The 14,861-nt window shown below is 64.9% G+C and carries 15 protein-coding genes and 1 pseudogene; 5 read left to right on the top strand and 11 right to left on the bottom strand.

Annotation, left to right across the window (positions count from 1 at the left end; genetic code table 11):
• Window positions 1-268: 268 nt before the first annotated feature.
• Complete coding sequence (gene recR, locus AYJ54_RS10125; protein WP_063698780.1) at window positions 269-871, top strand: recombination mediator RecR; 603 nt, start codon at window positions 269-271, stop codon at window positions 869-871.
• A gap of 30 nt (window positions 872-901) precedes the next feature.
• Window positions 902-1,336: a hypothetical protein gene (locus AYJ54_RS10120; RefSeq protein ID WP_063698779.1), complete on the top strand. Its 435-nt coding sequence runs from the start codon at window positions 902-904 to the stop codon at window positions 1,334-1,336.
• A gap of 135 nt (window positions 1,337-1,471) precedes the next feature.
• On the opposite strand, the gene AYJ54_RS10115 is transcribed toward AYJ54_RS10120, so the two are convergent.
• The 3 genes from AYJ54_RS10115 to AYJ54_RS10105 form a co-directional block, all read right to left on the bottom strand.
• The gene (locus AYJ54_RS10115; protein WP_063698778.1) at window positions 1,472-2,848 is read right to left on the bottom strand and encodes an AmpG family muropeptide MFS transporter; all 1,377 of its coding nucleotides are present in this window, start codon (window positions 2,846-2,848) and stop codon (window positions 1,472-1,474) included.
• 184 nt (window positions 2,849-3,032) lie between these two features.
• Entirely contained in the window at window positions 3,033-3,335 is a 303-nt protein-coding gene (locus AYJ54_RS10110; protein WP_063698777.1) for a GIY-YIG nuclease family protein, read from the bottom strand.
• A 131-nt stretch (window positions 3,336-3,466) separates the two neighbouring features.
• The gene (locus tag AYJ54_RS10105) at window positions 3,467-4,663 is read right to left on the bottom strand and encodes a DNA recombination protein RmuC (RefSeq protein ID WP_063698776.1); all 1,197 of its coding nucleotides are present in this window, start codon (window positions 4,661-4,663) and stop codon (window positions 3,467-3,469) included.
• A 172-nt stretch (window positions 4,664-4,835) separates the two neighbouring features.
• Between AYJ54_RS10105 and def the strand changes: the two genes are divergently transcribed.
• The 3 genes from def (at window position 4,836) to truA (ending at window position 7,419) form a co-directional block, all read left to right on the top strand.
• Window positions 4,836-5,363, top strand: a complete 528-nt coding sequence (def, locus tag AYJ54_RS10100) for a peptide deformylase (protein ID WP_063698775.1) — start codon at window positions 4,836-4,838, stop codon at window positions 5,361-5,363.
• A gap of 262 nt (window positions 5,364-5,625) precedes the next feature.
• Complete coding sequence (gene fmt, locus AYJ54_RS10095; protein WP_063698774.1) at window positions 5,626-6,561, top strand: methionyl-tRNA formyltransferase; 936 nt, start codon at window positions 5,626-5,628, stop codon at window positions 6,559-6,561.
• Between the two features lie 120 nt (window positions 6,562-6,681).
• Window positions 6,682-7,419 carry a tRNA pseudouridine(38-40) synthase TruA gene (truA, locus tag AYJ54_RS10090; RefSeq protein ID WP_063698773.1) on the top strand — a complete coding sequence of 246 codons (738 nt, stop codon included), beginning with the start codon at window positions 6,682-6,684 and terminating at the stop codon, window positions 7,417-7,419.
• A 221-nt stretch (window positions 7,420-7,640) separates the two neighbouring features.
• On the opposite strand, the gene dapE is transcribed toward truA, so the two are convergent.
• The 8 genes and pseudogenes from dapE to yihA all read right to left on the bottom strand — a co-directional run.
• A complete protein-coding gene (gene dapE / locus AYJ54_RS10085; protein ID WP_063698772.1) occupies window positions 7,641-8,807 on the bottom strand; it encodes a succinyl-diaminopimelate desuccinylase in 1,167 nt (388 codons plus the stop codon).
• Complete coding sequence (locus AYJ54_RS10080; protein WP_063698771.1) at window positions 8,804-9,454, bottom strand: DUF805 domain-containing protein; 651 nt, start codon at window positions 9,452-9,454, stop codon at window positions 8,804-8,806. Before AYJ54_RS10080 ends, dapE begins: the two co-directional genes overlap by 4 nt.
• 241 nt (window positions 9,455-9,695) lie before the next feature.
• On the bottom strand, window positions 9,696-10,541 hold the full coding sequence (gene dapD, locus AYJ54_RS10075; RefSeq protein WP_063698770.1) for a 2,3,4,5-tetrahydropyridine-2,6-dicarboxylate N-succinyltransferase: 846 nt from the start codon (window positions 10,539-10,541) through the stop codon (window positions 9,696-9,698).
• Between the two features lie 212 nt (window positions 10,542-10,753).
• On the bottom strand, window positions 10,754-11,446 hold the full coding sequence (locus AYJ54_RS10070; RefSeq protein WP_063698769.1) for a pyrimidine 5'-nucleotidase: 693 nt from the start codon (window positions 11,444-11,446) through the stop codon (window positions 10,754-10,756).
• A 228-nt stretch (window positions 11,447-11,674) separates the two neighbouring features.
• Window positions 11,675-12,661 carry a DUF1036 domain-containing protein gene (locus tag AYJ54_RS10065; RefSeq protein ID WP_063698829.1) on the bottom strand — a complete coding sequence of 329 codons (987 nt, stop codon included), beginning with the start codon at window positions 12,659-12,661 and terminating at the stop codon, window positions 11,675-11,677.
• 182 nt (window positions 12,662-12,843) lie between these two features.
• A complete protein-coding gene (gene argB / locus AYJ54_RS10060) occupies window positions 12,844-13,731 on the bottom strand; it encodes an acetylglutamate kinase (RefSeq protein ID WP_063698768.1) in 888 nt (295 codons plus the stop codon).
• Window positions 13,732-13,964: 233 nt separating this feature from the next.
• Window positions 13,965-14,263: pseudogene (locus AYJ54_RS52195) on the bottom strand (DUF423 domain-containing protein); the annotation flags it as partial.
• Window positions 14,264-14,323: 60 nt separating this feature from the next.
• Window positions 14,324-14,861: ribosome biogenesis GTP-binding protein YihA/YsxC (gene yihA / locus AYJ54_RS10050; RefSeq protein WP_245328968.1), on the bottom strand; the 538-nt coding region annotated here is incomplete at its 5' end.

Here is a 14,861-nt window from a genome sequence, read left to right as displayed (position 1 = left end):
AGGCCTTGACCGGCGGGCTCGGCCTGCCGCCGGGCCTGTTCGGCCAGTGACAGGATTATCTCGTTGAATCGATCTGTCCGCGTTCTCGACCCACCTCTCCCCATCGGGGAGAGGTCGATTTGCGCAGCAAATCGGGTGAGGGGGCTGAGGTCCCACGAGAGTGCGAAACCCCTCACCCGCGCCTTCGGCGCGACCTCTCCCTATGGGAGAGGTTTGCCACCATCGTTGCCGCAACGATCCGATAATATCTTAAGATGGCTTAGAGCAGATGGGCGCAGTTGCGGGTCCTGAGATTGAGCGGCTGGTCCAGCTCCTCGCACGGCTGCCGGGCCTCGGTCCGCGCTCGGCGCGGCGCGCGGCACTGCATCTGATCAAGAAGCGCGAGGCGCTGATGATGCCGCTGTCGTCGGCCTTGCAGGTCGCGCTCGACAAGGTGCAGGTCTGCAAGACCTGCGGCAACATCGACACGCAGAATCCCTGCACGGTCTGCACCGATCCGCGGCGCGATCCCTCGATCATCGTCGTCGTTGCCGACGTCGCCGATCTCTGGGCGCTGGAGCGGGCCAATGCGACGCAGGGGCGCTATCATGTGCTTGGCGCGACATTGTCGCCGCTCGACGGCGTCGGCCCGCAGGATCTCACCATTGATGCGCTGGTCGCGCGCGCGCATGATGCGCAGGTGCACGAAATCATCCTTGCCCTGAACGCGACGGTCGACGGCCAGACCACCGCGCATTACATCACCGACCTGCTCCAGGACGCCAACGTCAAGGTGACCCGGCTCGCCCATGGCGTTCCGGTCGGCGGCGAACTTGATTACCTCGATGAAGGTACGCTATCGGCCGCGATGCGGCAGCGCACCCTGTTCTAGCAATCCTACAGAAGTTACGGAACGGACGACATGACGAAACGATTCGCCAAACGGCTGGCCTTGGTCGCGACGATGATGACGCTGGTCACACCGGCCTTCTCCGCGCAGCAGGGCGACGAGGCCCCGCCGCCGAAGCCTGGCAAGCCGATCAATACCGGCGACGTGCTCTCGGGCGAATTGAATGCGATGCGCGTGCGTGACCTCAAGAATGGCGGCAAGAGGGTTGCGACCTACCTGATCACGTCCGAGCCGCGCCGCCTGCCGCCGCCGAACGGGCTGTGCAATCTCGAGACCGGACCTGAGACCTTCCAGCTCGTCACCTCCAGCGACGCGCAGGCCACGCAGTTGAAATCGTTCGTCGGCAAGGAGATCTCGGTCAAGGTCGACGAGATCGCGTGCGCCAGCGATGCCGGCCAGATGAGCGAGGCCGTGATCACGAAGTGGAGCCTGATCAAGAAGCAGTAGGCGGCCACGCGAACAATCCGGGGTCGTCGCCCGGCTTGACCGGGCGACCCAGTACGCCGCGGCCTCTCGATCAATCGCAACTGTCTCTGGAATACTGGATGCCCCGCTTTCGTAGGGCATGACAGCGAGCGGTGATCAAACGCGTACCGGACCCAGCGTCTCGAAATGCCCGCGCTTCTGCAAATACGCGAGCAGGATCAGGCTGGGCACCGCGACCACGACGCAGATCATGAAGAACAGCGGCCAGCCCGTCAGCTTCGCGACGAATCCCGCGCCTGACGAGAGATAGGTGCGTCCCACGGCCGCGAGCGCGGTGAGAAGTGCGTATTGCGTCGCCGTGTGCAGCGGGTTCTGGCACAGCGCGGAGAGGTAGGCGACGAAGATCACGGTGCCGATGGCGCTGGTGAAATTCTCGCAGGTGATAGCGAAGGCCAGGGCCCACTGGTTGGTGCCGACCAGCGCGAGCCAGGAGAACGACAGGTTCGCGATCGCCTGCACCACGCCTCCGATCCACAGGCTCGTCGCCAGCGAATAGCGCCGCGCGACGAAGCCGCCGGCAAAGCCGCCGATCAAGGTTGCGGCGAGGCCGACGCCCTTCACGATCGCCGCATAATCGTTGCGGGAAAAGCCGAGGTCGATCACGAACGGTGCCGTCATGGTGCCCGAGAACGCGTCGGTGAACTTGAACAGCACCACGAAGGCGAGCGCGGCGAGCGCGTCTTTCCGCGACAGGAACTCCGAGAAGGCGCCGATCGCGGCGTGCAGCACGCGCGCGAATGCCGTCTCGGCTTGCGTCGCCGCTTCGGCTCGCACGGATTGCGGCGGCTCGGTCGCGGCGAGCGCCGTGACCGTGCCGATCAGCACCATTGCCGCCATCACCACATAGCCCCACATCCAGGCGGACGGCTTCGGAATGCCGGTGTTTTCGAAGCCGGAGACGATGAACAGCGCGCCCGCGGTCGAGACCAGCATGCCGATGCGATAGGCCGCGACGTAGGACGCCATGCCGGCAGCCTGCTCGCTTTCGGGCAGGCTCTCGACGCGGAAGGCATCGACCACGATGTCCTGCGTCGACGATGTCGTCGCGACCAGCAGCGCGCCGAGCGCGACGAAGAACGGCGAACGCGCCGGATCGGTCAGTGCCAGCAACAGGATCGAGATGATCAGCAGCAGTTGCGAGAACAGCAGCCAGCCGCGGCGGCGGCCGAAGGCGCGGGTGAACAGCGGCACATGCAGCGCATCCACCAGCGGCGCCCACAGGAACTTCAGCGTATAGGGGGTGCCGACCAGCGCAAACAGTCCGATGGTGCCGAGATCGACCCCGGACTCCCGCATCCACACCAGAAGCGTCGATCCCGACAGCGCCAGCGGTAGGCCCGAGGAGAAGCCGAGAAACAGCACGATCAGCACCCGCGGTTGCAGGTACACGGCAAGACTGTCGCGCCAGGAGGCGGCGGGAGGAGCGCCGGCGGTCGCCGGGGCAGTTCCGGAAGTCGCGTCGGGTGCGGTCATGCCGGCTTGTTAGCAGATTCTGGTCGAAAAGACTCTCGCCGCGGTCGGCGAGGCGGAAGCTCTCAACCACCCTCTCAGTGTCATCGTCCGCGAAGGCGGACGATCCAGTATCCCACCAGCATCTCGGCTCAATCACGACCGCCGGGGCGTACTGGATGCCCCGCCTTCGCGGGGCATGACGGCGTTATTGTGGTCCAGCTATCCCGGGATAGAGGTCATCCCAATTCGGATTGTGCTGCCCAATCAATCGGATCTTCCAGGCCCTGTTCCATTTCTTCAGTCGCTTCTCTCGCTTGATAGCATTCTCGGGATCATTGAATTGTTCGAAATAGACGAGTCTTGCGACGTCATATTTTTCCGTGAAGCTCTCGATGATCTCTGATTTGTGCTCCGCCACGCGACGGATGAGATCATTTGTAACGCCGATATACAGCGTGCCTCCGATTTTGCTGGCGAGGATGTATACGTAGTAGACGCGCTCTCCCATTCGCCACCTTCTTTGCGTCATCGTCCGCGAAGGCGGACGAAGCAGTACTCACCAGCGTCTCGGTGCAATCACGACCGTTGCGGAGTACCGGATGCCCCGCCTTCGCGGGGCATGACAGTGTGCCTCAAATCTCACTCTCCCGCCTGGAGCTTGCGCGGGAACAGCTCCGGCGTGTTTGCCACCAGCCGCGGGCCTTCCGGCGTGTCGGTCTTGCTGAAATCGAGCTCCTCGATGCGGCCGGCGCGCTTTTCGATCTTGTCGGCGGAGATCAGGACCTGACGGACGTCCTCGTTCACGTCGGCAAAATGCTTCTGCAGCTTCAGCACGCGGTCGCGCAGGCGCCCCAGGTCGTCGCCGAGCTTGATCACCTCGGTGCGGATCTGGTCGGCGGCATCGCGCATGCGCGCGTCCTTCATGATCTGTTGCATCACCTGGATCGCCAGCATCAGCAGCGAAGGCGATACCAGCACGACGCGGGCGCGATAGGCCTTCTGGATCACGTCGTCGAAACCGTCATGGATCTCGGCATAGACCGATTCCGACGGCACGAACATCAGTGCCATCTCCTGGGTCTCGCCGGTGACGAGATATTTTTCGGCGATGTCGCTGACATGCTTCATCACGTCGCCGCGCAGCCGCTGCGTGGCAATTCGCCGCTCCTCGTCGGTGCGCGCATCGTGCAGCGCGGTCATCGCCTCCAGCGGGAATTTCGCATCGATGCAGAGCGGCCGCTGATCGGGCAGGAACACTACGCAGTCCGGCCGTTTTCCGGTCGAGAGCGTGAACTGGAACTCGTAGGAGCCCTTCGGCAATCCATCCTGAACGATCGCCTCCATTCGCGCCTGGCCGAAGGCGCCGCGCGACTGCTTGTTGGCGAGCACGTCGCGCAAGGTCGTCACCTGCGTGGTGAGATCGGTGAGGTTCTTGTGCGCGCTGTCGATGATGCCGAGCCGCTCGTGCAGCGCGCGCAGGCTCTCCATGGTGTTGCGGGTCGAGTGCTCCATCGACTGGCCGACGCGATGGGTCACCGAATCCAGCCGCTCGTTGACCGCGCGCGCCATCTCGGCCTGACGGCCTGCAAGCGCCTGGGTCATGGCATCGACCCGGCCCGAGGCCTCGCTCTGGGCCCGCAGCACCTCGCTCAGCCGCTCCTCGAGCTCATCGGCGCGGATCGCGTGCGCCATGGCGAGTTCCGCGCCGCGCCGCCCGGACCGCGCGATCACGACGGCAATCACCACCAGCAGGATGAGGACCAGCGCGCCGAAGCCGATCAGCGCATCGATGGTGCGCACCGGCCAGTCGCCCGCCATGAAAATGATCTCGTTCATGGCAGCCCTTCTAGCCGATTCGCATGAGGACGCGAACGAAGAGGGAACGGTTATAGTTAACAGCTCCCTAATTTTTATGGTTAACGAAGCCCTAAGCTTTATGGTTAGCGGAGAGTTAACGGGGTTCCGGGCCCGCATTGACCGCATCGGGCGCGGGGCTTAAATCGCCGCCATGGCCCTCAGAGAAATCATCATCCTGCCCGACAAGCAGTTGCGCCTGGTCTCCAAGCCGATCGAGAAGGTCACGCCGGAGATCCGCAAGCTTGCCGACGACATGTTCGAGACCATGTACGACGCGCCGGGCATTGGCTTGGCGGCGATCCAGGTCGCGCAGCCCTTGCGCCTGATCACCATGGACCTCGCCAAGCGCGACGAGAACGGCGAGACCAAGCACGAGCCGCGCGTCTTCATCAATCCCGAGATCATCGCCTCGTCCGAGGAGCTGTCGGTCTACGAGGAAGGCTGCCTCTCGATCCCCGAATATTACGAGGAGGTCGAGCGGCCTGCGAAGGTGCGCGTGCGCTTCACCGATCTCGACGGCAAGGTGCACGAAGAGGACGCCGAAGGCCTCTACGCCACCTGCATCCAGCACGAGATCGACCATCTTAACGGAGTGCTGTTCGTCGACTATCTGTCAAAACTCAAGCGCGACCGCGTGTTCAAGAAATTCGAGAAAGCCGCCAAGCGCACGGGAGAGTGAGTTTGTCGTGCTGCCTCGCGCTCCCTGCGCTCCCTCCCCCCTTGCGGGGGAGGCGTAGGCCGCCTCCGGCGGCCGTCCTTTTTTAGATCGACGCCGAAGCGAAGCTTCGGCTATGGGAGGGGGTAGCCCAGGAAAAGGTGCTTGTGATTTACGAGCGCCAGCAGCAAGGCACCTGCGCTCAAGCCGAGAGCGCGTGCCGTGTGGCACCCCCCCTCCCTAGCCCTCCCCCGCAAGGGGGGAGGGAACGCAGTGAGTTCTGTTGATGTCCCTCCGCCTCATCTTCATGGGCACGCCCGATTTCTCCGTGCCGACGCTGCTCGAGCTCGTCGCGCACGGCCACGAGATCGCGGCCGTCTACACCCGCGCGCCAAAGCCGGGCGGGCGGCGCGGGCTGCAATTGCAGCCGACGCCGGTGGAAGAAGCCGCGCGAAAACTCGGCGTTCCCGTGCTGACGCCCAAGACGCTGAAGACACAGGACGCGCTGGACGAGTTTCGCGCGTTTGACGCCGATGCTGCCGTCGTCGTCGCCTACGGCATGATCCTGCCGCAGGCCATTCTCGATGCACCAAAGCTCGGCTGCTACAATCTGCACGCCTCGCTGTTGCCGCGCTGGCGCGGCGCTGCTCCCATCAACCGCGCAATCATGGAAGGCGATGCCGAGGGCGGCGTGATGGTGATGAAGATGGATGTCGGGCTGGATACCGGCGACGTCGCCATGGCCGAGCGTCTTGCAATCGCCGACAACATGACCGCTGCCGACCTGCACGATCGCCTCTCCCGGCTCGGCGCCGATCTGATGGTGCGCGCCATGGCCGCGCTCGAACGCGGCGGGCTCCAGCTCACAAAGCAGAGTGAGGGCGGCGTCACCTATGCCGCCAAGATCGACAAGGCCGAGGCGCGGATCGACTGGAGCAAGCCGGCGCGCGCGGTGCTGCGTCATATCCATGGCCTGTCGCCGTTTCCCGGCGCATGGAGCGAACTCGCCGGGGTGAGTGAAAACGCGCGCGTGAAAATCCTGCGCTGCGAGCTGGCGAAGGGCTCGGGCGCGCCGGGTGACGTTCTCGACGACCAGCTCACCATCGCCTGCGGCGAGGGCGCCATCCGCATCATCGAGCTCCAGCGCGAGGGCAAGGCACGGATGCAGGCGGCGGACTTCTTGCGCGGCGTGCCGCTGAAGGCGGGCGCGACATTCACCTGACACTGTCATACCCCGCGCAGGCGGGGTATCCAGTACGCCGAGACCTCTCGGTTGAACGGATAGGCTGCGGAGTACTGGATCGCCCGCACAAGGCGGACGATGACAGTGAAGTTGGACAGGATGCCCCGCTACAAGCTCACCATCGAATATGACGGCGCGCCGTTCTGCGGCTGGCAGGTGCAGGAGACGCTGCCCTCGGTGCAGGGCGCGCTGGAGACGGCTGTCAAGGCGATGACCGGCGCGGATGTGCGGGTGCATGGTGCCGGCCGCACCGATGCCGGCGTGCACGCGCTCGGCCAGGTCGCGCATGTCGACATCGAGAAGCAGTTCGCGCCGGATCGCTTTCGCGACGGCCTGAACGCGCATCTGCGTCCGCATCCGGTCGCCGTGCTCGATGCCGAGATCGTGCCGGAAAGCTTCGAGGCGCGCTTCTCGGCCATCAAGCGCCACTACCGCTACCGCATCGTCAACACCCGCGCCAATCTCGCGCTCGACGTCGGCCATGCCTGGCGCGTGCCGCGCAGGCTCGACACCGATGCGATGCATGCGGCCGCCCAGCGCCTCATCGGCAAGCACGATTTCACGACCTTCCGCGACACCGAATGCCAGGCCAAGTCGGCGGAGAAGACGCTCGATCAACTCGACGTGCTGCGCGACGGCCGCGAGGTGACGATCCTGACCTCGGCGCGCTCGTTCCTGCACAGCCAGGTCCGCTCGATGGTGGGTTCGCTCGTCTGGGTCGGCGAAGGCCGCTGGACCGCCGACGATCTCTCCGCCGCCCTCGCCGCCCGCAACCGCGCCGCCTGCGGGATCGTCGCGCCGCCGGAGGGGCTGTATCTGGTGCGGGTGGATTATTGAGGTGCGTGAGGGCGCGCGCTCTCGCCACACTCACTGCCGTCATGCCCCGCCACTGCTGTCATGCCCCGCGAAAGCGGGGCGTCCAGTACGCCGCGGCCTCTCCGTATTCGTCACTGCCTCTGGAATACTGGATCGCCCGCTCCAGTGCGCAATGCGCACAAGGCGGGCGATGAAGGCAGAGTGGGTGGCGATGAAGGAGGAGACAGCAGCAGCGGTAGCGTCTACGCAAAATACCGTGTCAAAATCCCCCGATACACCTTCGTCAAATTCTCCAGATCCACCACCGGCACGCGCTCGTTGACGTGGTGCATGGTCTGGCCGACCAGGCCGAACTCGATCACCGGGCAATAGCTCGAGATGAAGCGCGCATCCGAGGTGCCGCCGCTCGTCGACAACTCCGGCTTGTGCCCCGTCACTTCCTCGATCGCGGAGACCGCGAGGTCGGTGAACGGGCCAGGCTTGGTCACGAACACGTTCGAGTTCGAAGGCTCCCAGACGATGCGGGCGCGGATGCGGTTGCCGCTGGCCTTTGCCAGCCGCGCCTCGACCAGCTCGCGCAGGCTCGCCTGCGTGTGGTTATCGTTGTAGCGGATGTTGAATTTTGCGCGGGCCTGGCCGGGGATGACGTTGTAGGCGCTGTTGCCGACGTCGACCGAGGTGAATTCGAGATTGGAGGCCTGGAACTGCGCGCTGCCGTGATCGAGCGGCTCGTCGGAGATCGCCACGATCAGCCGCGAGATATCCGGCACCGGATTGGCCGCGCGGTGCGGATAGGCGACATGGCCCTGCACGCCGTCGACGTAAAGCGTGCCGGATTGCGAGCCGCGGCGGCCGACCTTGATGGTGTCGCCGAGCACCTCGACGTTCGAAGGCTCGCCAAGCACGCAATGATCGAACTTCTCGCCGCGCTCCGCGGCCCATTTGAGTAGCTTGATCGTGCCGTTGATGGAGACGTCTTCCTCGTCGCCGGTGATCAGGAACGAGATCGAGCCCTTGCCATCAGGCCGTGGCTTGCCGCCATTGGCGGCGAGATGCTCCAGCACCGCGGCGACGCTGCAGGCGATGCCGCCCTTCATGTCGACCGCGCCGCGACCGTGCAGAAAACCGTCCCGGACCTCGCCGGAGAACGCGCCGACGCTCCAGGCGCTCTCGTCGCCGGGCGGCACCACGTCGGTGTGACCGGCAAAGGTGATGTGTGGGCCGTCGGTGCCGATCCGCGCATAGAGATTGTCGACATCGGCAGTGCCGGGCTCGGAGAACGTCACGCGGTGGCAGGTGAAGCCGGCTGCGGTGAGCGCCTTTTCAAGCACTCCCAGAGCACCGGCATCGGCCGGGGTTACCGAGGGGCAGCGGATGAGATCGCGGGCAATGGAGAGGGCATCGGTCATGTTCCCCGCTTAACATGCATGCCGTCGGGTGGGCTAGCGCTGTGCGGGACAAATTCGAGCTCGCTCTGCTGGTCCCAGTTTCTTGTTGGGTTCGGAGCGAATGCAGAGCCGTCTTCGATATCGGCCAGCGGATCGGGACCGAACCGGTTGCTGCCCAAGCTGCCGCGCAAACCGAACATTTCGGCGAGGCCCCACAGCCACGGAATATGGATTGCCCAGGCGAACGGAAGGACCCAGTCGGACTCAGGCAGCAGGTCTGAGAACTGGTCGAACAGGCTGGGTATGATGAAGAACGGAACGATCCACCAGCCGCTCCTGTTGCGATCGTGCAGCCGTTTGGTCGCCGTCGCCAGGTAAATCCAGAAGAACAGCGAGGTGCCGAGCGCCTTGATGATCAAGGTCGGGCGGTCGGCGGATGCCAGCAGACGATAGGCCCGGGGATCGACCACATTGAACAGGTCGTCGAGCGCGAAGTTGAAGGAGAAGGTAAGGCAGGTGGTGAAGGATTCTTGGCCGTTACCAACGCGGATCGCCTGACCGATCATTCCGAGCAGGCTGGCCAGCAGCATCACGATCAGCAGCGCCTGCCGCAGCAAGGCGCGGTTGATGCGGCCGTCGAAGCGGAAGAGATACCAGGTCCAGTCCATGCGAAGGGCTCCGGGCGGTCGAGGCTGCCCGATGATTGGTCGCGATGGAGGGAGGGTGGGTTCGGTGGGGCGGGCTGGCGCCGCGGGTTACCTCGCCCCGCTTGCGGGGAGAGGTCGGTCGCGAAGCAATCCGGGTGAGGGGGGAGCTTCCGCGAGGGCAACACCCACCGTCTTTGCGGAAGCCGCCCCTCACCCCAACCCTCTCCCCGCGAAGGGCGGGGAGAGGGAGGGAGAGAGACGGTTAATCCCGCAGCAATTCGTTGATGCTGGTCTTCGAGCGCGTGCGCTCGTCGACGCGCTTGACGATGACGGCGCAAGCCGTGCTCGGGCCGGGCTGGCCATTCTTCATGGGCTTGCCGGGCAGGGCGCCGGGCACCACCACCGAATATTCCGGTACTTCGCCGATGAAGACTTCACCGGTCTCGCGGTCGACGATCTTGGTCGAGGCGCCCAGGAACACGCCCATCGCCAGCACCGCGCCCTTGCGCACGATCACGCCTTCGGCGACCTCGCTGCGTGCGCCGATGAAGCAGTCGTCCTCCACGATCACCGGCTCGGCCTGGAGCGGCTCGAGCACGCCGCCGATGCCGGCGCCGCCGGAGATGTGCACGCGCTTGCCGATCTGCGCGCAGGAGCCGACCGTGGCCCAGGTGTCGACCATGGTGCTCTCATCGACATAGGCGCCGAGATTGACGAAGGAGGGCATCAGCACGACGTTCTTGGCGATGAAGGCCGAGCGGCGCACCACCGCGCCGGGGACCGCGCGAAAACCGGCATCGCGAAAACGGTTCTCGCCCCAGCCTTCGAACTTGGAGGGCACCTTGTCCCACCAGGTCGCCTTGCCGGGGCCGCCGGGAATGACGCCCATGTCGTTGAGGCGGAAGGAGAGCAGCACGGCCTTCTTCAGCCATTGATTGACCTTCCACTTGCCGTCGGCGCCGCGCTCGGCAACGCGCGCCTCGCCCTTGTCCATAATCTCCAGCGCCTGATCGACGGCCTCGCGCACCTCGCCCTTGGTCGAGGTCGAGATGCCGTCGCGCGCGTCGAAGGCGCCGTTGATGGTGGATTCGAGGGCTTGGAGGGACATCGGATTTCCTCTCGGAGGTCAGGATTTGTAACGGATTGGGAGGCTTTTTCGGAATTTGGGGGGACGGAGTCAAGGCATACTCAGTGTCGTCCCGGCGAAGGCCAGGATCCATATCCACAGGGTGCAGTTTGACGAAGACTCGGAGTTATCAATCTCGCGCCACAACCACGCCCTGTGGTTATGGGCCCCGGCCTTCGCCGGGACGACAGTTGTTATTTGGGCGACAGCTCGCCCAAAAACCCCGTCAGATCATCCGTGACGTGGTCGACATGGGCTGCATCCCGCCCCTCCAATTCCCAGTCCTCGCGCACCACCTCCTGCGTGCCGTCGGGCACCACCAGCACCGTGGTCATGCCGAGCGCGTGCGGGACGGTGAGGTTGCGCGCGAGGTCCTCGAACATCGCCGCGCGGGTCGGATCGACCGCATGGTCGGCGAGGAATTTCCGGTAGGTCTGCGGCGCCGGCTTGGGCTCGAACCCGGCCGCGATGATGTCGAACACCCCGTCGAAATGCGTGGCCAGGCCGAGCCGCGCCAACACCGCATCGACATGGTCGACCGAGCCGTTGGTCAGGATCAGCTTGCGTCCGGGCAGCTTCGCGATGGCTTCGCCGAGCGCCGGGTTCGGCTCCAGCGGCGAATGGTCGATCTTGTGGACGTAGGCGAGGTAGTCATCGGCGCGTACACCGTGCAGGCTCATCATGCCGCGCATGGTCGTGCCGAAGCGCAGGTAATAGTCCTTCTGGATTTTTCGCGCTTCCTCGGGCGTCACGTTCAGCCAGTTGCACACGAACTCCCCGATCCGCGCATCGACCTGCTGCCACAGGTTGACGTGATGCGGATAGAGCGTGTTGTCGAGGTCGAACACCCAGGTATCGACGTGGGTGAAGGTGCGGGGGGAGTTCATCGCAAATCTCTATCCGTCATGTGTCATCGCCGCCCCACTTTCCGCCGTCGTCCCGGACAAGCGAACGAAGTGAGCGCTGATCCGGGACCCATAACCACAGGCAGTGGTTTGGCGAAGACTGACAACCACTACCTCTCGCCACAACCACTTCCTGTGGTTATGGGTCCCGGCCTTCGCCGGGACGACAGTAGTGATTGTGGCGCGGACGTTCTGATCACGGCACCAGTCTCACGGCATCGCAAAGCGCAGCGTCTTGCCGCCGCTGCTCATATCGACTGCGGCAAAGCCGGTTGCGGCAAAGCCGCGCGCGGGACAGTCGTTCTGCTCGTTGGTCTCGAACTTGCTTTCGCGCGTGCAGAGCGGCCGGTCGCCGCCCCAGTTGAGCGGCCTGTCCTTCAGCTTGATGGTGCGGTTGTCGGCATCGACGGCTTCCGCGAAGCTGAAGATCTGTTTCGGCTGGCCGGTCACGTCGGGGTGCAGGCACGTCTTGGGATCGATGCGGTACCAGCCGCGGCTCGTCACCGACTTGCCGTCGTCGGTGGCAACCGCCGCCATCACCTTGTGCGGCGTGTCGTTGCACCAGGTCAGGCCGCTCGCAGAGGGCGTCTGCACCGCATCGACCATGGTCTTGAAGAAACTTTGCGACTGCACGACGTCGGACGACAGCCCGCGGCTCTTCAGGAACGCGGCAAGCGCGCCTTGCGTCTTCGGCCCGTCGACACCGTCGATGGGAGCTGCGTCATAGCCTGCGATCACCAGGAGCCGCTGGATGCCGGCGAGCCGCGCCTGCTCGTCGTCATATTCGGAATCCTCGGCGAGATAGGCGACGAAGTTGCCGTCATCGCCCCGCGTCGGCGTGATCTGGGTGAAGGCGGCCTGGGTCTGGCCGCTGCGGCATTGCCGCGCGGCGGCGATGACGAAATTGTCCTGCGCCACGCAGAGCATGTCGCTGCCGTTCTGCGGGATGGGGGAGGCGCCGTAAACGCCGAGCGCGCGGGCGTTGAGCAGGATGCGGTCGGCGGTGAGCGTGCCCTGCACCACGACGCGGCAGGTGGCGGGATCGATCCGGAACCAGCCGCGCGTCGCGGTCGCCGCCTTGTCGTCGATGCCGATGGCGGCCTCCACGACATAGGACATGCGGTTGCAGATCTTGAGATCCGCGATGGCCGGCGCGGAGGAGAAAACGAATGAAACGGCCGCGGCCGGCAGCGTCATCAGCAAGCGTGTGAAAGCCGAGCGGCGGCGTCGCAATGTCCACCGCTCGTCATGCCCGGGCAAAAGCGCGGAGCGCGTCTCGGCAGACAGGTCCCGGGCATCCACGCCGGTGCCGCGAGAAAGATCGTGGATGGCCGGGACAGGCCCGGCCATGACGTTCTTTCTTCGCGGCGTCTCGCTCATCACTTGTGGATCAGCGTTCCCGTGCCCTGATTGGTGAAGAGCTCGAGCAGCACGGCGTGCTGCATCTTGCCGTCGATGATGACGACGCCCTGCACGCCTTGTTCGAGTGCGTAGATGCAGGTCTCGACCTTCGGGATCATGCCGCCGGAGATGGTGCCGTCGGCGATCAGCTTCCGCGCGTCCTTCACCGAAAGCTGCGGGATCAGCTTCTTCGACTTGTCGAGCACGCCCGGCACGTCGGTGAGCAGCAACAGGCGCTTTGCCTTGAGCGCGCCGGCCACCGCGCCGGCAAAGGTGTCGGCGTTGACGTTGAACGTCTGCCCTTCCTTGGAGGTCGCGAGCGGCGCCAGCACCGGGATCAGCTCATAGCCGATGAGCTGGTTGAGCAGCGTGAGATCGACCTTCTCCGGCTCGCCGACGAAGCCGAGATCGACCACCTTCTCGATGTGCGAGTCCGGATCGACCATGGTGCGCGTCGCCTTGGTGGCGCGGACCATGTTGCCGTCCTTGCCGCAAAGGCCGACGGCCTTGCCGCCGGCTTCATTGATGTAGCCGACGAGCTGCTTGTTGATGGAGCCGGCGAGCACCATCTCGACGATCTCGATGGTCGCAGCGTCGGTGATGCGCAGGCCGGCCGCGAATTCCGAGACGATGCCGAGGCGCTTGAGCATGGTCGCGATCTGCGGCCCGCCACCATGCACCACCACCGGATTGATCGCAGTCTGCTCCAAGAGCACGATGTCGCGGGCAAAGTTCTTCGCGGTCTCCTCGTCGCCCATGGCGTGGCCGCCATATTTGATGACGATGGTTTCTTCGTCATACTGCTGCATATGCGGCAGCGCTTCGGACAGGATGCGGGCCTGGTCGAGCGGGGAGATGTCGGTCATGGGGCGGATCTCGCTGGCGGGACTGTCGGGCCGCGTTCTATCCGATTGGCGGGGCGGGCGCAAAGCAAGTGTTCTTCCCCTCTCCCCTTGTGGGAGAGGGTGCCTCGCGAAGCGAGGCGGGTGAGGGGTCTCTATCCGCGAATGACCCTTCAGCGGAGTGAGCGCGGATAGAACCCCTCATCCGGCGCGCTGCGCGCGCCACCTTCTCCCACAAGCGGAAAAGGAAGAGGGCACTATTTCCGCGGCCACACCGCCGCCACGCTCACCGCCAGCCAGCTCACGATCATCAGCGTTCCGCCGGTCGGCGCAGCATAGGGAAACAGCGAATGGCCGGCGTATTGGCGCAAGGTCAGATCGCCCGCGAACAGGGTCGCCGCTATCGCCAAGCCGAACGCGGCGATAAGGCCAATTCCGCCGTGAAGAAGACCGCGCGCGAGCAATGCGACCAAGGCCAATATGGCAGTTGCATGAAACAGAAGCATCGCGCTGGCGGTTGCGAGCCGGCTCGCCTCGGTGCCGTGGGCGGAGGCGGNCGCCACGCCGGCGGCGCCCATCAGACCGGCAGGCCCGATCAGCAGACGGAACGCAGGCATTACGATCTCCGCTCTTCCAGGAGACGCGCCATCGCGGCACGCAGCTCTGCCATGCCGGCCGATGAGCGCGAGGAGGTCGCGAGCACGTTGGGGAAGGCGGCCGGGTGCTTGGTGAGCGCGGCCTCGGTCTCGGCGATGCGCGATTGAAGCTCGGACGCCTTCACCTGGTCGGCCTTGGTCAGCACGATCTGATAGCTGACGGCCGAGCGGTCGAGCGTCTTCAGAATTTCGAGATCGACGTCCTTGAGTCCGTGCCGCGCATCGATCAGCACGTAAACACGCGCCAGCGAAGCGCGGCCCAGCAGGAATTTGTGGATCAGGTCGGTCCAGGACGCAACTTGCGTCTTGGGCGCCTTGGCGTAGCCATAGCCGGGCATGTCGACGAGCCGCAGGTCGGACTTTCCCGGGACTTCGAAGAAGATCAGCTCCTGCGTACGCCCCGGCGTGTGTGATGTGCGTGCAAGATTGTTGCGGCCAGTCAGCGCGTTGATCAGGCTCGACTTGCCGACATTGGAACGCCCGGCGAAGGCGACCTCG

Source organism: Bradyrhizobium centrolobii, assembly GCF_001641635.1.
GTDB lineage: Bacteria > Pseudomonadota > Alphaproteobacteria > Rhizobiales > Xanthobacteraceae > Bradyrhizobium > Bradyrhizobium centrolobii.
The sequence above is the reverse complement of the archived record's forward strand: the minus strand, read 5'-3'. Positions and strand labels throughout refer to the sequence as shown.